The sequence below is a fragment of the Acinetobacter sp. 742879 genome (assembly GCF_000588535.1).
In the GTDB taxonomy this organism is placed as follows: Bacteria; Pseudomonadota; Gammaproteobacteria; order Pseudomonadales; family Moraxellaceae; genus Acinetobacter; species Acinetobacter pittii.
Genome location: NZ_JFYC01000001.1, coordinates 658,877 through 676,303, shown reverse-complemented (window position 1 = coordinate 676,303; position 17,427 = coordinate 658,877). Strand labels below are relative to the sequence as shown.

Here is a 17,427-nt window from a genome sequence, read left to right as displayed (position 1 = left end):
CACATAGTCTTTACCATCAATTTCGCGGGTTTCTTTGCCTTCGGCTAAAAGTGTTCCAAAGCCTGTTGGGGTAAATACAGCGCCTAGGCCCATACCTGCTGCCTGAATACGACACGCCAGATTACCTTGTGGTACGACTTCAAGCTCGACCTTTCCAGCACGGTACAGTTCATCAAACACATAAGAGTCTGACTGACGCGGGAAAGAACAGATGACTTTTTTAACCGAACCGGCTTTAAGCAGTTTCGCCAGACCATAATCGCCATTACCGGCGTTATTACTAACAATAGTTAAATCTTTAACACCGAGTTCAATAAGACCATCAATGAGTTCAGCGGGTTGTCCTGCGGTACCGAAACCACCAATCAGAATGGTTGCACCATCTTTAATCTGCGATAGAACCTCGCTTAGTGAGGACTTACTTTTGTCAATCATGTGAGAAACCCTAGAGCATGAGGTAACGTGATGTATTACTACCGCTAAAAATTTATTTAAATTCTTAATGGTAGTAATAAATGGAATAAATTTTGTGAGTCAAAAGCGAACTTTTAACTCACATATACTTTTAAGCACTAGCGCGACGACGTTCAACTTCAGTTGAAGGAGCAGCAGCGGCATCTTTAACAAGTTCGATGTTAAATGTGATGTGTTTGAAAGCGTGATCTAAACCACGGCGTTCAATTTCAGCTGGGTCAGTTACATCAACTGCTGTTGCAACTAAGCCGTCACGCGTTGCGAAAGCAAAGTCGTCCCATAAGTACTCATCACCCTCAATGTTGAATTGAGTAGTTAGCTTGCGGTAACCCGGTGCAGAAACGAAGTAATGAACGTGAGATGGACGGTTACCATGACGGCCTAATTTGTTAAGAAGGGCCTGAGTTGTACCTTCTGGCGGGCAACCATAACCTACAGGCATCGTCGTTAATGCGACATATTTACCATCAGCATCAGTCAAGATAGTACGACGTAAGTTGAAGTCAGATTGAGACTTATCAAAGAATGAGTAGTTACCCAAACTGTTGGCATGCCATACTTCAACTTTGGCATTTTCAATGATATTGCCATCAGTATCGGTCACAGTACCTTCAATAATTAAGGTATCAATTTTGCCAGATTCTGTACCATCATCCATACGCGCAAAACCAACAGATTCAGGCGCGCCAGCTACATAAAGTGGGCCTTCGATGGTACGAGGTGTGCCACCCGTAACGCCAGCTTTGGCATCAGCTTCATCTGCACGCAAATCAAGATAATGCTCTAAACCTAAGCCGGCTGCCAAAAGACCAAGTTCGTTTGCTTGACCAGCATCTGTGAAATATTCCAAACCTTTCCATACTTCTGAAGGTTGAATATCTAAATCTTCAATGGCTTGAAATAAATCCCCAAGAAGGCGCACTACAATTTGTTGAACACGTGCATCAACTTCGCCTTTTGCAGTGTCGACATTCATTTGTTTTACAAGCGCATCAATTTGTTGACGGTTCATACTAAAACTCCTTAAGTATGCAATACGGTTTTGGGTGGCAGCGCTGCGGGCATTTCGTTTTGCTAGCGAATAAGTGCCGCCACATTCCTTGTTACCTTCTGAATAATCTGCTTGATTTTTAAATGGACTTCAGAGATCACATTTAAAAAATTCTTTTGGTTTACGAATCATCATCACGAACAGAAGAAGGGTGGCGATTCATCGCCATAACTTCGATGTTCATATAAGGATAGAGAGGTAAACGCTGTAAAATATTGTGCAATTCTTCATTGCTCTCGACATCAAAAATGCTGATGTTCGAGTACTGACCTGTAATACGCCAGATGTGACGCCATTTACCTTGACGCTGTAAGTCTTGCGAATAGGCTTTTTCAACAGCCTTAATTTCATTTGCTTTGTCGGCTGGCATATCAAGTGGAATATGCACATCCATACGTACATGAAATAACATGGGAAACTCCTTATCCTGTTGCCTTAACGACGTAACTTCTCGACTTTATCTTCATCAATTTCAATGCCTAAGCCGGGAGCCGTTGGCAAGTGCAATTCAAAGTTTTCGTAACGTAGCGGTTCTTTCAGAATTTCTTCGGTAAGCAATAACGGACCAAATAATTCAGTACCAAACGCTAATGTTTCAAAGGTTGCAAACGCATGAGCAGAAGCCATGCTACCTACAGGGCCTTCAAGCATAGTGCCGCCATAAAGATCAATTCCAGCCAAACCTGCAACCTTGGCAACTTCACACGCTTCAATGAGACCACCAGATTGTTCAATTTTCACGGCAAATACATCGGCACCATGACTTTTTGCAATACGGTATGCGCTGTCAGGACCAGTTAAAGCTTCATCCGCCATGATTGCGACATCAAAACGCTGTGTTAAACGCGCAAGTGCTTCAGTATTTTGAATAGCACAAGGCTGTTCAATTAAATCAATCCCGCCATCTTGAAGCTGTTGAATACCTTGAATACATTCCAGCTCTGACCATGCACGATTTACGTCAACGCGTACACTAATATCTGCACCGAGTGCTTTTTTAATTGCAATCACATGATCAACATCGTGTTGCAAAGGGCGTGAACCAATTTTGAGTTTGAACGTGTTATGACGTTTTAACTCAATCATTTTTCGAGCTTCAGCAATATCTTTTTCTGTGTCACCAGACGCGAGCGTCCAAAGTACAGGTAAACTATTACGCAGACGGCCGCCTAAAACTTCACTTAATGGCACGCCTAAACGTTTTGCCTGAATATCAAGTAGAGCAGTCTGAATGGCACATTTCGCGAAACGGTTACCATTAATATTCTTACGAATCAGTTTTAGTGTTTGAGCAACATTTAAATCTTTAACTGATACGAGTAATGGTGCAAAGTAAGTATCAATATTGGCTTTGACACTTTCAGGACTTTCTTCACCATAGTTCAGTCCACCAATGGTGGTCGCTTCACCCCAACCTACAATACCATCCGTGGTCGTAATTTTAACGAGCACCAAAGTCTGAGTACGCATGGTAGTCACAGACAACTGGTGAGGACGGATAGTTGGAATATCCACAAGTATGGTTTCTATGGTTCTATACATGAAGTTTCAACTATTTCAAACTTGTTTACATACCATAGAAGAATGTAATAGCCTAAAATAGATATAGAACGGTATTTTAAGATACTAAAAAGGTATATTAATGGAATTAAGACATCTACGTTATTTTGTTACCGTTGTTGAAGAACAAAGTCTGACTAAAGCCGCTGAGAAGCTTTTTATTGCTCAGCCACCACTCACGCGTCAAATCAAGAAATTAGAGGAAGAGTTAGGAATTGATCTGTTTGTGAAAGGCTCACGTCCATTAAAAGTGACAGAAGCAGGGCTGTTTTTTTACCAACATGCTGTTCAGATTTTAACGCATACGGCTCAAGCAGCTTCTATGGCAAAAAAAATGAAGCTGGTCGAGAATGTTGTTAAAGTTGGCTATGTGAGTTCGCTTCTTTATGGGCGATTACCACAGGTCATTTATCTATTTAGACAAAAAAATCCTGACATTCATGTCGAGCTTATTGAATGTGGTACACGAGATCAGGTCGAAGCCTTAAAGTTAGGAAAAATTGATTTAGGTTTCGGACGGCTCCCTATTAGCGATCCTGCCATTAAGCGACTTCTACTTCGAAAAGAAAAATTAAAACTCGCGATTCATAAAAAACATCCTTTAAGTGAGTTCCAAGAATCAGGAATTTATTTATCTCAAATTATCAATGAGACAATTTTTTCTTATCCCACAACACCTAAGCCGAATTTTTCGACCACTATTCAAGCTTTGTTTACCAAATTAGGTCTTGTTCCTGCCAAACTGACTGAAGTCCGCGAAATTCATATGGCACTTGGCTTGGTGGCATCTGGAGAGGGTATTTGTATTATTCCGGAAAGCGCCTGTGATATTGGAATGAAGAATCTAACCTATTTAAATATCTTGGACTTAGAAGCCTATAGTCCCATTTCTCTATCGATGCGCAATATGGACCAAAGTTCATATATTCCTAAAATCTTAGATTGTATTGAAGAGATCTATAGCGAAGAAGAAGTATCCAGAAATTTAAATTTATAACTTTTTAATACGTTTTAAATTGAATTATCATGTTATTTTAAAACTTTAAACCTATAGGTAATATTTAAAAGGATTATTAGATGAGAAAAATTTTAGGGATAGCTTCTCTTATTATGTCTACTGGTGTTGTACATGCTGAGCAAGTAAATGAACAAGTCAACGAACAAGAAAAAATTTCTCCATACAGTGCTAATGTAACCTTCGCAAGTCAATATATATCACGTGGTTTTCAACAAACTTGGGGCAAGCCTGCATTACAAATTGGTCTAGATTATGCAAATCCGAATGGATTATTTGTAGGGACTTGGGCTTCAAATGTAAGTTCTAACTATCTTCGTGATGCTTCAGTTGAGTGGGATTTTTATACAGGTTATATAAAAACTTTTGATAAGTTTTCGGCTGGAATGACGGTTTTTTATTACTACTATCCGGGAGCTAAAAGTACGCCTGAAACGGGAAGTACCAGTTATAACTATGGCGAAATTGTGCCTCAAATTGGTTATGGGCCTTTGACTCTTAAATATTTCATTACCTACACTCCAGATTATGCAGGCTATAACTCAGATACGATGGGTGGCCCAGCAGGTAAACGTTCACGAGGAACAACTTATCTAGATCTAACTTTTACTCAGCCTATCAATGAGTCTTGGACTTTTGGTGCTCACTATGGCTATGAAAGAATTAAAAATTTCTCGGAAGCTAACTTTCAAGATATGAAAATCGAGCTGATTAAGGATTTAGGGGATGGCTGGACTACTGGTTTAGCGTATGCCAAAGCTTGGGACAAAGATGGTTTCTATAAAAAGTATAGTAATGGTGAACCTGATGCGCCAATTTCAAATCCGATTGATTCGACATTTACTGTCTCAGTTAAAAAGGTATTCTAATTTATAAATAAAAAAGCCTGATGACTTTATTTTGAGTGATCAGGCTTTAAATAGTGAATATATAAAGATTATTTTTTAATTAAATCGTAAGCCATTTTTGTGTCGTCAAGCTGAACAAGTGAGGCATGGCGAGCCGAGAGCGGATCTTTATTTTCAATTGCGGTTAAAATTGCTTTATGTCTTGGTAATGAATGGCCTTGTAAATTTGGGCGAAGACTGGTGACTTGAATAGATTGCTGTAAAGGTAAAACCAGCATTTTTGACATATAGGCTAATAAGTCATTATGGGTTGCTTTGGCAATCGCTAAGTGAAATTGAATATCTGGCTCTATAAACTCTTCAACGGTTGTCGCTTTTTCCATCCCTTCATAGGCATGTTTAATACGTTCAATATCTTCTTCGTTGGCCGTACTTGCCGCAATATAAGCAAGCTCTGGTTCCAAAACGCGTCGTACGGTAGAAAGTGTTTTAAAAAATTCGTGTTCAGGCGTGGTTTGAATCAACCAAAACAATACATCCGGATCGAGTAAATGCCATTCTTCTTTAGGCCTCACCACCGTTCCGATTTTGGGCCTTGAATAAGTTAAGCCTTTCGCATTTAAAACACGTATAGCTTCGCGAAAGACAGGACGGCTGACTTTATATTCCTCACATAAATCAACTTCACTTGGGAGTTTTTCATTTTCTGAAATTTCTCCAGAAACAATTTTTAATCCCAATTGTTGAACAATTAATGCATGTTGGCTTTTGCTTGGAATAGGATTTTTATAGTCAGCTTTACTCATATTTCACTATTACGACATGTTGAATATCCTATGGTATAGATGACCTTGTGTTTTAACAAGATCATCTTTTTCAAGAATAAATATTAATGAGAATGACGTGGAACTTCTGAGCCACGGCAACCGACCAAGAAATCAAAATCACAGCCCTCATCGGCTTGTAAAAAATGTTCTACATAGAGCTTACGGTAACCGCCAATAAAACTTGGAGGAGCTGATGGTGCTAAATTTTCAAGACGTTGCTTAAGTTCTTCATCACTCACTTCTAGGTGAAGTTTTCCAGCATAGGCATCAAGTTCGATAAAGTCACCATTTTGAACTACGGCCAAAGGCCCACCCGCCATAGCTTCAGGGGCAACATGTAAAACGACCGTGCCATACGCTGTTCCACTCATTCGTGCGTCGGAAATACGAACCATGTCGGTAATGCCTTTGGCTAAAACCTTTGGCGGTAGTCCCATATTTCCAACCTCGGCCATGCCAGGATAGCCTTTAGGGCCGGCATTTTTCATGACTAGAATACAAGTTTCATCGACATCTAGATCTGGGTCATTAATGCGGGCTTTATAATCATCGAAGTTTTCAAATACGACTGCACGACCACGGTGTTTCATCAATTCCGGTGTGGCAGCAGATGGTTTAAGCACCGCACCTTTAGGCGCTAAATTTCCGCGCAAAATACACATACCGCCATCTTGTCGAATTGGATTATCTATTTTCCGAATCACTTCATCGTTATAAATAGGTGATTGCTGGCAATTTTCCCAAATGGCTTGACCATTTACGGTTAAAGCCTGTGGATGTGGCAAAAGATTGGCTTCGCCCATACGGCGAATTACGGCAGGGAAGCCACCACTATAATAGAACTCTTCCATTAAAAAACGACCCGAAGGCTGTAAGTCAACAATGGTTGGCATGCCACGGCCGACACGGTTCCAGTCATCGAGTTGTAAATCAACCCCAATACGTCCGGCAATTGCCTTTAAATGAATGACTGCATTGGTTGAACCACCAATAGCTGCATTGACTTTAATGGCATTTTCGAAAGCTTCTTTGGTTAAGATTTTAGAAAGGCGTAAATCTTCATGAACCATGTCAACAATACGCATACCAGACAGATGAGCCAGCACATAACGGCGCGAATCTACCGCTGGAATAGCTGCATTGTGTGGTAAAGAAGTGCCTAGGGCTTCAGCCATACACGCCATTGTAGAAGCTGTGCCCATGGTGTTACATGTACCAGCCGAGCGCGACATACCAGACTCAGCAGATAAAAATTCATTTAAATCAATTTTTCCTGCTTTTAACTCTTCATGCATTTGCCAAACGATGGTACCTGCACCAATGTCTTTGCCTTTGTGCTTACCATTCAGCATAGGACCACCAGTCACTACAATGGCAGGAATATCACAGCTTGCAGCGCCCATTAATAATGCAGGGGTGGTTTTGTCACAGCCTGTCAGTAACACCACACCGTCAATAGGGTTACCACGAATCGCTTCTTCGACATCCATACTGGCTAAGTTGCGGGTAAACATGGCGGTAGGACGTAAATTCGACTCACCATTTGAAAATACAGGAAACTCAACAGGGTAGCCGCCCGCTTCTAAAATCCCTTTTTTTACGTGTTCGGCAATTTTTCGAAAATGCGCATTACATGGGGTGAGTTCAGACCACGTATTACAAATCCCAATGATAGGCTTGCCTTGAAACTCATGATCTGGAATTCCTTGGTTCTTCATCCAGCTGCGATACATAAAGCCATTTTTATCCGTTGTACCAAACCAGGCAGCCGAGCGAAGAACTTGTTTATTATTCATACAAATTTCCCTATATAGTATTACTATTAGAATTAATTAATTTAAAAATACACCATAAATTTTATTTTTAAAAGGTTTGAAATTTAAATAGTATTACTATATTTTAAATTAAAAGGATAATTTACGAGCAAGATGCTCTATAAGTAAATAATAGGAAATGGAGTCGAACATGGATTTCGAAAAGGATGTAATACGGACGGTCACGTTTAAGCTGATACCTGCATTAGTCATACTATATCTGGTGGCATACATTGATCGGGCCGCTGTCGGATTTGCCCATTTGCATATGGGTGCAGATGTTGGAATTGGTGATGCTGCCTATGGTCTAGGAGCTGGCTTATTTTTTATTGGATATTTTCTTTTTGAAGTTCCAAGTAATTTGCTTTTAGACAAATTTGGTGCTCGTAAATGGTTTACCCGCATTTTATTAACATGGGGCCTCATCACCATGGCCATGGCGCTCATTCAAGGCCCTAAAAGTTTTTATCTGTTACGGTTTTTACTTGGTGTAGCTGAGGCAGGTTTTTTCCCTGGTGTTTTATACCTAATTACACAGTGGTATCCGGTGCGGCATCGCGGAAAAATCATGGGAATGTTTGTGCTTTCACAACCGATTGCCATGATGATTGCAGGGCCTTTAGCGGGTCTATTACTTGGAATGGATGGCATTGCAAATTTGCACGGCTGGCAATGGTTGTTTGTTGCAGTTGGCTTGCCCGCGGTTTTATTGGCTTTACCGACATTCCTGTGGTTGCCAGATAATATTGATAAAGTGAAATGGTTGAGTATTGAACAAAAACAATGGCTTACAAATGAACTTGTTAAAGATGAAGCCGAATATGACCAAACCCGACATGCCAATCCACTGCATGCCTTAAAAGACAAACGCGTACTTTTATTGGCATTGTATTACCTACCAGTGACTTTAAGTATTTATGGTTTAAATCTTTGGCTTCCTACCATTATTAAGCAATTTGGAGGTGGTACTGATCTTCAAATTGGCTTCTTATCTAGCATTCCCTACGTTTTTGGAATTATTGGTTTGTTAATTATTCCACGTAGTACCGATCGTCTAAATGACCGCTACGGACATTTAAGTTTTCTCTACGCACTAGGCGCTTGTGCAATGTTTTTAAGTGGTTGGCTAAATTCTCCAGTCATGCAGTTGGCTGCTTTGGCTGTGGTTGCGTTCTGCCTATTTTCTTCAACTGCCGTGTTTTGGACATTACCGGGCCGTTTCTTAACAGGCGCAAGTGCAGCTGCTGGTATTGCCTTAATTAACTCTGTTGGAAATTTAGGTGGCTATGTCGGGCCATTTGGTATCGGACTTTTAAAAGAATACACGGGAAATATGGCTGCTGGTTTGTATTTCTTATCTATCGTCATGTTTTTTGGCTTGATTCTGACCTACATCGTCTATGCCAAGCTCGAACGTCAAAAAACACAAACAGTGAATATTCAAAAGCCTTTGTAAGGAATAAAACATGCAAATTATTCAATTTGAAAATCGTGCAAATCAACGTGCTGTCGCTAAAGTAGAAGGCAACATGGCATATCCGGTTAAAAATATTCAATCGGTTCGTGATTTAGCACTTTTAGCAATCCGTAATAAAGTTTCAATGGAACAACAAGTTGAGGCGTTAGGCTTTGAAACGGAAACCTATGATTATTCATCTTTATTAGCAGAGTTAAAGGTATTGCCGCCTTTGGATCATCCAGACCCAACGCACTGTTTAGTTTCTGGTACAGGCTTAACCCATTTAGGTTCTGCATCTGCACGCGACAAAATGCATCAACAAAATTTAAGCGATGACAGCTCGGTGACCGACACCATGCGGATATTTGAATGGGGGCTACAAAAGGGGCGTCCAGCACAAGGTCAGATCGGAGCACAACCAGAGTGGTTTTATAAAGGCGACGGTTCAATTGTGGTAAGGCCGGGAGCAGAGTTGCCTTTACCTCCATTTGCCGAAGACGGCGGCGAAGAACCTGAAATTGCAGGCCTTTATGTTATTGGCGAAGACTTAAAGCCTTACCGAATCGGGTTTGCGCTGGGCAATGAATATTCTGATCACGTAATGGAGCGCCGTAATTATTTATATCTGGCCCATTCTAAATTGCGTTTTTGTAGTTTTGGTCCGGCTTTACGGACAGGCGAATTACCAAAACATTTAGTCGGAACCAGCCGTTTGCGCCGTGATGGACAAATCATTTGGGAGAAAGAGTTTTTGTCTGGTGAAGACAATATGTGCCATAGCTTGGCAAATCTGGAATATCACCACTTTAAGTATCAACAATTTTTAAAAGCAGGGGATGTTCATATTCACTATTTCGGTACAGCCACTTTGTCTTTTGCCGACGGTATTCAAGCGCAAGTCAACGATGAGTTTGAAATAGAGATGAAAGAGTTCGGACTTCCACTCAAAAATAAGCTCGCCCATACACAACCAGAGCTACCGATCGGTTCAGTTATTACACTCTAAGGAATATAAAATGGTTATCGGACACAACTTTATTGGCGGTTCACGTAGTGCACAAGGTACAACTTTATTAAAAAGTATTCATGCTACGACTGATGAGGCTCTACCTTATGAGTTTCACCATGCAACTGAGCAAGAGATTAATCAGGCCTGTGAAGCCGCCAGTCAAGCGTTTAAGACTTATCGTCATACATCACCTGAACAGCGTGCTACCTTTTTAGAAAATATTGCTGATGAACTTGATGCATTAGGTACAGATTTTCTTGAAATTGTCTCACAGGAAACCGCTTTACCACTTGCACGTTTACAAGGCGAGCGTGGCCGTACCAGTGGACAAATGCGTTTATTTGCCAAAGTGTTACGTCGTGGTGACTTTTTAGGTGCGCGTATTGATACAGCCTTGCCTGAGCGTCAGCCTTTACCTCGCCCAGACTTGCGTCAGATTAAAATCGGTGTTGGCCCTGTGGCAGTCTTTGGGGCAAGTAACTTTCCGCTCGCCTTTTCAACCGCAGGTGGTGACACTGCTTCGGCACTGGCCGCAGGTTGTTCTGTAGTGGTGAAAGCCCACAGTGGGCATATGGCCACAGCGGACTTTGTTGCTCAAGCAATTGAACGTGCCGTAGAAAAATCAAATATGCCAAAAGGCGTATTTAACATGATCTATGGTAATGGCGTGGGTGAACCTTTAGTGAAACACCCTTTAATTCAAGCAGTTGGTTTTACGGGGTCACTTCGTGGTGGTCGCGCTTTATGTGATATGGCAGCAGCCCGTCCACAGCCAATTCCGGTCTTTGCTGAAATGAGCAGCATTAACCCGATGTTATTATTGCCAGAAGCCCTGAAAACCCGTGGTGAAAAAATTGCACAGGACTTGGCAGATTCAGTTGTTTTGGGTTGTGGTCAGTTCTGTACCAATCCAGGTTTAATTTTGGGAATTAAATCAGCCGAGTTTAGTCAGCTCATTAGCAACCTGACTGAAATTATGGGGGCTAAGCCTGCGCAAACTATGCTCAATGCCGGAACCTTAAAAAGCTATACCGCTGGTCTTGAGCACTTAACAGAGCATCAAGGTATTGAACACTTGGCAGGCCAGGCTCAACAAGGTAATCAGGCGCAGCCGCAACTGTTTAAAGCTGATGTTGAGCTTTTACTGGCGGGTGACCAGCTTTTACAGGAAGAAATCTTTGGGCCAACTACAGTCATCATTGAAGTTGAAGATAAAGCTCAACTCATTCAGGCACTACAAAGCATGAATGGGCAACTGACTGCGACTTTAATTGCCGATGAAGCTGACTTAACTGAGTTTGCAGATGTAGTTCCTGTACTAGAAGAGAAAGCTGGGCGATTACTTATAAATGGCTACCCAACAGGTGTTGAGGTCTGTGATGCCATGGTACCCGGCGGGCCATACCCAGCCACTTCAGATGCACGAGGTACTTCAGTTGGAACCTTAGCTATTGACCGTTACTTAAGACCTGTGTGTTATCAAAACTATCCGCAAAGCTTATTGCCAGAAGCTTTAAAAGACAGCAATCCATTGCAAATTTTAAGGCTGGTGAATGGTGAAATGACCAGAGAAGCCATCTAAAAATAAAAAAGAGACCATAAATTGGTCTCTTTTTTATTATTGTCTTCTGTACATAATGGTATTGTTAAAAAATCTAAGCGTAAGGATGACGCTGTTGTGATCGATATTGATGAACATCCACGCGCATCAACCACGCTTGAAGCTTTAAGCAAAATTAAACCTGTGGTTAAAGCAGATGGCACAGTTATTACGGGGAATGCTTCAGGTATTTCAGGCTTACAACTTAAAACCGCGTGCCAAGATCATTGCTTCAACAGCAGTGGGATTGGAACCACGCCTTATGGGTTTTGCTCCAGTCCCAGCCATTAAAAAATTACTTAAACAAGTCAACCTGACTTTAGATCAGATGGATGTAATTGAGCTGAATGAAGCCTTTGCTGCACAAGCTTTGGCAGTGACCCATGATTTAGGCTTACCAGACAACTCTAACAAGGTAAACCGAAACGATGGTGCAATTGGTTTAGGTCATCCACTCGGTGCATCAGGTGCACGTTTAGTCACCACAGCTTTAAACCAGCTTGAACAAATAGGTGGTCGTTATACCTTGTGTTCAATGTGTATTGGTGTGGGTCAAGGGATTGCAAGATTAATTGATGTGTTTAAAACGTAGTAGAGTTTCTGAGGGAAGTTCACCAAACTTTCTCTTATACTCATTTGAAAATCTACCTAATTGTTGAAAACCACAGTCTAGAGCAATACTAGATACATTTTCCCAAGGGCGAATTTGTTGAAGGCGTTTATGAACAGCTTCGAAACGTAAATCACGAAAATACGCAATAGGCGACTGACCAAAGTATAAATGAAAATCTCTATATAAGCGTTCTCTAGATACACCTAAAATTTTTTCTAATTCTCTAAGATTTAAAGGTTGATCTAAACAATCTGTTAAAACTTGTTCTACTTTTGATAAATAAGTGGGACGACCTTGCTGACGTAATTTCAGTTCTTGAGAATAATTATGGGGTTGAGCATTTAAAAGCATAATCACAAGATTTGACTCAAAATTATTCCAAACTCCAGAACTATCGCATAAGGAATGATCATCATTAACCATTTCTTGTAAATTCATTGCAAGTTGAAACCACTGTTTTATTTGTCCTTGCAAAGGGGCTTGAACATCAAAAACTAATGGTCGTTGTAATTTGTAACCTAATAATCGAATAAGATGCTCTTCTACGAGTTTTTTTGAAATCCTGATAACCTGTTTCTTACATCCTTCGTTTACAGTCATTACAAGAGGAAGATGTGGAGAAAGGAGCGTAGCAATTTCAGTATTAGACTCAATATTTAAATTACCAATTTTTAGAGTTTGCTGCCCTTGTATTGGAATATTAAATATATAACTTTTTTGCAAGTCATCTAGCTTGACTTGTACTTCTGTTGAATAAGACACTTGTCCAAAAGTAATATCTCCAAGACTTAAACCTTCATGTGAAAAATCCATATGTTTTGGTGATGGTACATCTAATTGATGAGGGCCATTAATTTTTCCCATCCATTGAATAGTTTTAAAAATTTCAGTGTGATGGACAAAAAATTTATTTCTAAAAGGCCCGACTTTTCTAATTGTCTCCGTCATCTTCATCTCCTTAAATTCCGTTTAGTTCAGATAAAAGATATATAAATAAATCTATGCTTTACGATAAAACTAAGTTAACTCAATGTTTTGTCTTATCCTGTTTTCCTTTATTATTATTTTAGTAGATTACAAGACGCTATTAAAATCAAATTCTTATAACTAAAACTAAGCGATTTTGCATTCATGAGTTTTTTGCCCATAAGCAAATAACACTTAGCAAAAAAACCATGAATGCATGTGTTAAAAAAATATAACTTCGTTTAGTTGTTTCCAAATTCTGTATTTGAATATGGAAAGAAAAAAATAAATGGCAGCTAAAATAAAGGCAAGTGGTGATTAAAATAAATACACTAATTAACAGTGAATTTGCAAGAATTTTACTAATGAAAAAACTGGTGGCTAAAATTGAAAAAAGAGTTCGTTCATTAGCTAAATAGGTACGTTGAGGTTGTAATCCAGAATCATCTTTTAACATTTTTATTCAACTTACTTAAAAGAAAAAAATGAATAAAATTAAAAAGGTTAGGAGTGTTAGTAAAGGTGTCATGAGAGGAAAGGGTAGCGGCTTCTTTAATCTTAGAGCAATTTCTACTCGATACCAGCGAAGGAGGGCAGAGGAACTAATGATTAAAGACGCTATGACTAATACATTAAAAATTTGTTGAGCTTTTTGAAGCTGATGATAATGTTCTGAAATCGTAATCAATGCTACTGCTGAAGCCAGTAAAGCAAGAGCTGTACGTGTCCAGGCTAAAAAAGTCCGCTCGTTGGCAAGCGTAAAACGTGGATCTGGTTCTTCACCCACTTTTAAAAGTAGTTGTTTTATAAAAAGATTAATCATAATTTAAACTCGAAAGTATTCCTTCGATAACTTAACTAACTTATAAATAAGCAGAAGAGAATACTATTCAAATTTTAAGGATTCCTTATCCGATCTTTATAAAATTTAAAATAATTCTAAAAAATAGACATTATCTATCTCATAAATGAATAGAAACGATAAGTGTCTTTTTGCTTGACTAAGAGAGGGCAAAAACAGGAGTTTATTTTTATGAATCAATTAATTTTTTCGGAAATACAAAGTAATTTTGAATTCGGAGAAACAAGGCATGATGATGAAAGTGAAAAAATAAAATGGAATGTTTTGGGACATGTTTATGAGCCGATGGTAGGAGGAGATCAAAAATCTAGTTTTGCATGGATCTCTAATGATCCTCCTGGCACTTTTGTGCCTCCTCATATGCATCCTATTCAAGATGAGCACGCATTTATTATTGAAGGTGAATATGCTTTATATCTCGATGGAGAGTGGAGTATTGCCAAGGCTGGCGACTACTTATACTGGCCAAGAGGGACAATACATGGTTATAAAATTGTTTCGGAAACACCTGGGAAAGGAATTTTCTGGGTGAGTCCAGGAAATGATTTAGCTAGTTTGTTCTCTGAATTACACAATTTAACTGAGCCAGAAGAAGTTGTGCGTATTTCTGCTTTAAGAAATATTCGCTTTATTGCACCTGACAAGCTAGAAAATTATGAATAACCTGATGAGTTAAAAGAGCGCCTTAAGGCGCTCTTTTTATATATGCATATTAAACTTACAGAATAAAAGCATAGTTATTCATGAATACGCGGATATTTACATATGGGCTCGTCGAATAATTTAGAAATGCGGGATCAAATTTATGACGAGGAAAATTAAATGTCGAATAATGTAGCAAAAGGAATGAAGATTTATGCACTTGGAACAGGAGGTGGGCCAATTGTTTCAAGTAGCCGAGCTGGTATTTCAACAGCTATTTGTGTTGACGGAGCAGTTTATGTTGTAGATTGTGGAATGGGAAGCATTCGTAATTATAGAAATCATGCATCTTGGGGGCAGTTACGTAGTATTTTTATAACCCATCATCATTCTGACCATATTTATGATCTAGGGGCTTATCTCTTTACAGGATGGCAAGTTCCTGGTGAGTCTTTTAGCCAACCTATAAAAGTATTTGGACCAGGGAAACCACCTAAAAATCCAGCTTTAGCTGAGAAAAAGCACGTGCATATCCAAGGATGTTGTGGAGGCGATCATCCTATGGTTGGCACAAAGGAGATGGTGGGAGCATTAATGCGAGGCGTATTTGCTTCAGATATTGCAATTAGAATGGCAGATGAGGAAAGAACGAGCCCTGATGAATGGATAGAAGCACATGATATTGCAATTCCTAAGGAAGCCAAAGCAGATCCGATATATGCACGACATCCTGAAATGGAACCTTTCGTTATTTATGAAGATGAAAATGTTAAAGTAAGTACAATTTTAGTCGATCATCGTTTGTGTTATCCAGCTTTTGGATTTCGTTTCGACTCTAAATACGGTTCAGTAGTAATATCAGGAGATACTACATATTCAGAAAACTGTATTCGATTAGCAAGAAATGCAGATGTGTTATTACATGAAGTCATTGATCTAGAGGCTATATTACAAACTTTTCCTGAAGGTCCTACTAGGGATGGGATTGCTGTACATCTTGAAGAATCTCATACTTCTTATAAACAAGTCGGCAAAGTTGCGGCCAATGCAAATGTTAAGCATCTAATTTTACATCATATTGTTCCTAATTTACCAAATGCAGCAGATATAGAAAAAATGGTCTCATACGCACAGTCAGACTTTGGTGGGCTTGTGAGTGCAGCAGAAGATAATGATATTTTTGAAATTAATAACTTAAAAGTAATTCAAAAAGCTGAAGCTGTATTAAGAAATCAGGAGGAGTTATTATGAAAAGCTCTAGTATTGAGCTATTAGCTCCCTCTGAGATAATAGATAAAAGCATACAAAAAAAAGCTTGGGTTATTACGGGCCTATTAATTATTTTTCAGATGATTAATTTTGCCGATAAGGCTGTTTTGGGATTAGTCGCAGAACCTGCTATGCAAGAGTTGTCACTTTCAGGTAGTCAATTTGGATTTATTGGTAGTGCTTTCTTTTTCTTATTTGCAATTTCGGCAATTTTAGTCGGTTTTATTGCTATGAGAGTACAAACAAGATGGTTAATCTTTTTTATGGGAGTTGCTTGGGCTGTTTTAATGTTTCCAATGTTATGGGGTGGAGCTGCCTTATTACTGATCTCAAGAATATTATTAGGTGCGGCTGAAGGCCCGGCGACCCCTATTACATTACAACATGTACATGGTTGGTATGAACCAAAAGAAAGAGGCTTACCTAGTAGTCTAGTAGCCATAGGTTCTACTCTAGGGCCAATTATTGCTGCTCCGATACTGGCTTGGATTATTGCTCATCCAAATTACGGTTGGCGTTGGGCTTTTGGTTTTCTTGGAATTATTGGATTAATTTGGACGTCTTTATGGTTTTTTGTTGCGAAAGAAGGGCCATATAGCCATATTCGCTCTGAAAAGGAGCTGAGTCGTCCTCTAACTAAGCGGTTAGATGCAAATACAAATAATAAGCAAAGTATTGTCGACCTATGTGATGATCTAACTCCCATACCAATGGCAAAGATATTTTTCTCTCCAATGTTTATTGTTGCATTTCTTGCTGGCGCTGGTTGTTTTTGGGCAATGGGATTTCTTACAACTTGGGCTCCACGTTATTTATCTGCCGTAGTAAATGTCACTCCTGAATCATTAGGGGTTTTAGTGACCCTCCCTTGGATTTGTGGAGCACTTGTACTCTTTTTAGCAGGAGTTTTGTCTAGAAAGTTAATGGCACAAGGAAGGTCTGTACATGTATCTTTAGGCGTCTTATTAGGAATAATCTTAATAACTTCAGGTGTTCTATTTCAGATTCTTCCATTTTTAAACGGTGAAACAGCCGTAGCCGTTTTAATCTTTGCTGCTGGCTTTGCTATGACTTTTCCTCTAGTTCCTACGGCCGTTGCATATAGTGTTTGTTCTAAACAAAGAGCCGCGGTCATGGCTACACTAACAGCACTTGCTTCTTGTGGTGGGATGGTATCACCTATAATGGTCGGAATCCTGATGGATACAGCCGGATATATTCAACCTAAGAAAAGCGAACCTCTATTACCTGAAATGATGAACCATTTATTAACAGGTATGAATATTGGTTTCCAATATATTGGATTATATTTATTGATCATAGGTATAGCTGCGGTAATTTTCCTAAACCCAGATAAAACAGCTAAGTCTCTACAAAATTTAATAAATATTAAAAGCTAAACCATAAATTAAAAGTGC

General features: G+C 39.4%; 16 protein-coding genes and 1 pseudogene. 9 read left to right on the top strand and 8 right to left on the bottom strand.

Translation table 11 applies throughout. The annotated features are described in order from the left end of the window. From J690_RS07885 to J690_RS07870, 4 genes are all read right to left on the bottom strand, one after another. A partial coding sequence (locus tag J690_RS07885) for a 3-oxoacid CoA-transferase subunit A (protein ID WP_032035245.1) occupies window positions 1–435 on the bottom strand: 435 nt, incomplete at its 3' end. Window positions 436–565: 130 nt separating this feature from the next. Continuing rightward, window positions 566–1,486, bottom strand: a complete 921-nt coding sequence (catA, locus tag J690_RS07880; RefSeq protein WP_032035244.1) for a catechol 1,2-dioxygenase — start codon at window positions 1,484–1,486, stop codon at window positions 566–568. Window positions 1,487–1,646: 160 nt separating this feature from the next. Continuing rightward, window positions 1,647–1,937, bottom strand: a complete 291-nt coding sequence (catC, locus tag J690_RS07875; RefSeq protein ID WP_032035242.1) for a muconolactone Delta-isomerase — start codon at window positions 1,935–1,937, stop codon at window positions 1,647–1,649. 23 nt (window positions 1,938–1,960) lie between these two features. Next, a complete protein-coding gene (locus J690_RS07870; RefSeq protein WP_032035240.1) occupies window positions 1,961–3,067 on the bottom strand; it encodes a muconate/chloromuconate family cycloisomerase in 1,107 nt (368 codons plus the stop codon). Between the two features lie 100 nt (window positions 3,068–3,167). Here J690_RS07870 and J690_RS07865 point away from each other — a divergent pair, with 100 nt between their 5' ends. Together J690_RS07865 and J690_RS07860 are read left to right on the top strand one after the other, a co-directional pair. After that, window positions 3,168–4,082, top strand: a complete 915-nt coding sequence (locus tag J690_RS07865; protein ID WP_017386078.1) for a LysR family transcriptional regulator — start codon at window positions 3,168–3,170, stop codon at window positions 4,080–4,082. Between the two features lie 80 nt (window positions 4,083–4,162). Further along, entirely contained in the window at window positions 4,163–4,969 is an 807-nt protein-coding gene (locus J690_RS07860) for a TorF family putative porin (protein WP_032035239.1), read from the top strand. A 68-nt stretch (window positions 4,970–5,037) separates the two neighbouring features. Here J690_RS07860 and J690_RS07855 read toward each other — a convergent pair whose 3' ends face one another. Together J690_RS07855 and J690_RS07850 are read right to left on the bottom strand one after the other, a co-directional pair. After that, window positions 5,038–5,754, bottom strand: a complete 717-nt coding sequence (locus J690_RS07855) for a FadR/GntR family transcriptional regulator (RefSeq protein WP_005069141.1) — start codon at window positions 5,752–5,754, stop codon at window positions 5,038–5,040. Window positions 5,755–5,837: 83 nt separating this feature from the next. Continuing rightward, a complete protein-coding gene (locus tag J690_RS07850) occupies window positions 5,838–7,571 on the bottom strand; it encodes an IlvD/Edd family dehydratase (protein WP_032035237.1) in 1,734 nt (577 codons plus the stop codon). Window positions 7,572–7,740: 169 nt separating this feature from the next. Between J690_RS07850 and abaQ the strand changes: the two genes are divergently transcribed. The 4 genes and pseudogenes from abaQ to J690_RS0104090 form a co-directional block, all read left to right on the top strand. Further along, the gene (gene abaQ, locus J690_RS07845) at window positions 7,741–9,045 is read left to right on the top strand and encodes a multidrug efflux MFS transporter AbaQ (protein WP_032035236.1); all 1,305 of its coding nucleotides are present in this window, start codon (window positions 7,741–7,743) and stop codon (window positions 9,043–9,045) included. 10 nt (window positions 9,046–9,055) lie between these two features. Continuing rightward, window positions 9,056–10,054 carry an AraD1 family protein gene (gene araD1, locus J690_RS07840; RefSeq protein ID WP_032035234.1) on the top strand — a complete coding sequence of 333 codons (999 nt, stop codon included), beginning with the start codon at window positions 9,056–9,058 and terminating at the stop codon, window positions 10,052–10,054. A 10-nt stretch (window positions 10,055–10,064) separates the two neighbouring features. After that, a complete protein-coding gene (locus J690_RS07835) occupies window positions 10,065–11,639 on the top strand; it encodes an aldehyde dehydrogenase (NADP(+)) (RefSeq protein ID WP_032035233.1) in 1,575 nt (524 codons plus the stop codon). Window positions 11,640–11,717: 78 nt separating this feature from the next. Beyond that, window positions 11,718–12,249 (top strand): annotated as a pseudogene (locus J690_RS0104090) (thiolase family protein); the annotation flags it as partial. Here J690_RS0104090 and J690_RS07830 read toward each other — a convergent pair. Both J690_RS07830 and J690_RS07825 read right to left on the bottom strand, forming a co-directional pair. Beyond that, a complete protein-coding gene (locus tag J690_RS07830) occupies window positions 12,226–13,218 on the bottom strand; it encodes an AraC family transcriptional regulator (protein ID WP_032035232.1) in 993 nt (330 codons plus the stop codon). The pseudogene J690_RS0104090 and the gene J690_RS07830 sit on opposite strands and share 24 nt — an antisense overlap. Before the next feature lie 490 nt (window positions 13,219–13,708). Then, complete coding sequence (locus tag J690_RS07825) at window positions 13,709–14,059, bottom strand: YidH family protein (RefSeq protein ID WP_032035229.1); 351 nt, start codon at window positions 14,057–14,059, stop codon at window positions 13,709–13,711. A gap of 210 nt (window positions 14,060–14,269) precedes the next feature. On the opposite strand from J690_RS07825, the gene J690_RS07820 reads away from it, so the two are divergent. The 3 genes from J690_RS07820 (at window position 14,270) to J690_RS07810 (ending at window position 17,409) form a co-directional block, all read left to right on the top strand. Then, entirely contained in the window at window positions 14,270–14,761 is a 492-nt protein-coding gene (locus J690_RS07820; protein ID WP_001072508.1) for a cupin domain-containing protein, read from the top strand. Between the two features lie 159 nt (window positions 14,762–14,920). Next, the gene (locus tag J690_RS07815; RefSeq protein ID WP_032035228.1) at window positions 14,921–15,991 is read left to right on the top strand and encodes an MBL fold metallo-hydrolase; all 1,071 of its coding nucleotides are present in this window, start codon (window positions 14,921–14,923) and stop codon (window positions 15,989–15,991) included. Then, a complete protein-coding gene (locus tag J690_RS07810; protein WP_032035227.1) occupies window positions 15,988–17,409 on the top strand; it encodes an MFS transporter in 1,422 nt (473 codons plus the stop codon). Before J690_RS07815 ends, J690_RS07810 begins: the two co-directional genes overlap by 4 nt. The last annotated feature ends 18 nt before the right edge of the window (window positions 17,410–17,427 follow it).

Bases quoted from the DNA above. Each gene is read 5' to 3' on its own strand.
- J690_RS07855 (WP_005069141.1), bottom strand. From the start codon at position 5,754: ATGAGTAAAGCTGACTATAAAAATCCTATTCCAAGCAAAAGCCAACAT.
- J690_RS07810 (WP_032035227.1), top strand. From the start codon at position 15,988: ATGAAAAGCTCTAGTATTGAGCTATTAGCTCCCTCTGAGATAATAGAT.
- araD1 (WP_032035234.1), top strand. From the start codon at position 9,056: ATGCAAATTATTCAATTTGAAAATCGTGCAAATCAACGTGCTGTCGCT.
- J690_RS07870 (WP_032035240.1), bottom strand. From the start codon at position 3,067: ATGTATAGAACCATAGAAACCATACTTGTGGATATTCCAACTATCCGT.
- J690_RS07815 (WP_032035228.1), top strand. From the start codon at position 14,921: ATGTCGAATAATGTAGCAAAAGGAATGAAGATTTATGCACTTGGAACA.
- J690_RS07850 (WP_032035237.1), bottom strand. From the start codon at position 7,571: ATGAATAATAAACAAGTTCTTCGCTCGGCTGCCTGGTTTGGTACAACG.
- J690_RS07835 (WP_032035233.1), top strand. From the start codon at position 10,065: ATGGTTATCGGACACAACTTTATTGGCGGTTCACGTAGTGCACAAGGT.
- catC (WP_032035242.1), bottom strand. From the start codon at position 1,937: ATGTTATTTCATGTACGTATGGATGTGCATATTCCACTTGATATGCCA.
- J690_RS07830 (WP_032035232.1), bottom strand. From the start codon at position 13,218: ATGACGGAGACAATTAGAAAAGTCGGGCCTTTTAGAAATAAATTTTTT.
- abaQ (WP_032035236.1), top strand. From the start codon at position 7,741: ATGGATTTCGAAAAGGATGTAATACGGACGGTCACGTTTAAGCTGATA.
- J690_RS07860 (WP_032035239.1), top strand. From the start codon at position 4,163: ATGAGAAAAATTTTAGGGATAGCTTCTCTTATTATGTCTACTGGTGTT.
- J690_RS07820 (WP_001072508.1), top strand. From the start codon at position 14,270: ATGAATCAATTAATTTTTTCGGAAATACAAAGTAATTTTGAATTCGGA.
- J690_RS07865 (WP_017386078.1), top strand. From the start codon at position 3,168: ATGGAATTAAGACATCTACGTTATTTTGTTACCGTTGTTGAAGAACAA.
- J690_RS07825 (WP_032035229.1), bottom strand. From the start codon at position 14,059: ATGATTAATCTTTTTATAAAACAACTACTTTTAAAAGTGGGTGAAGAA.
- catA (WP_032035244.1), bottom strand. From the start codon at position 1,486: ATGAACCGTCAACAAATTGATGCGCTTGTAAAACAAATGAATGTCGAC.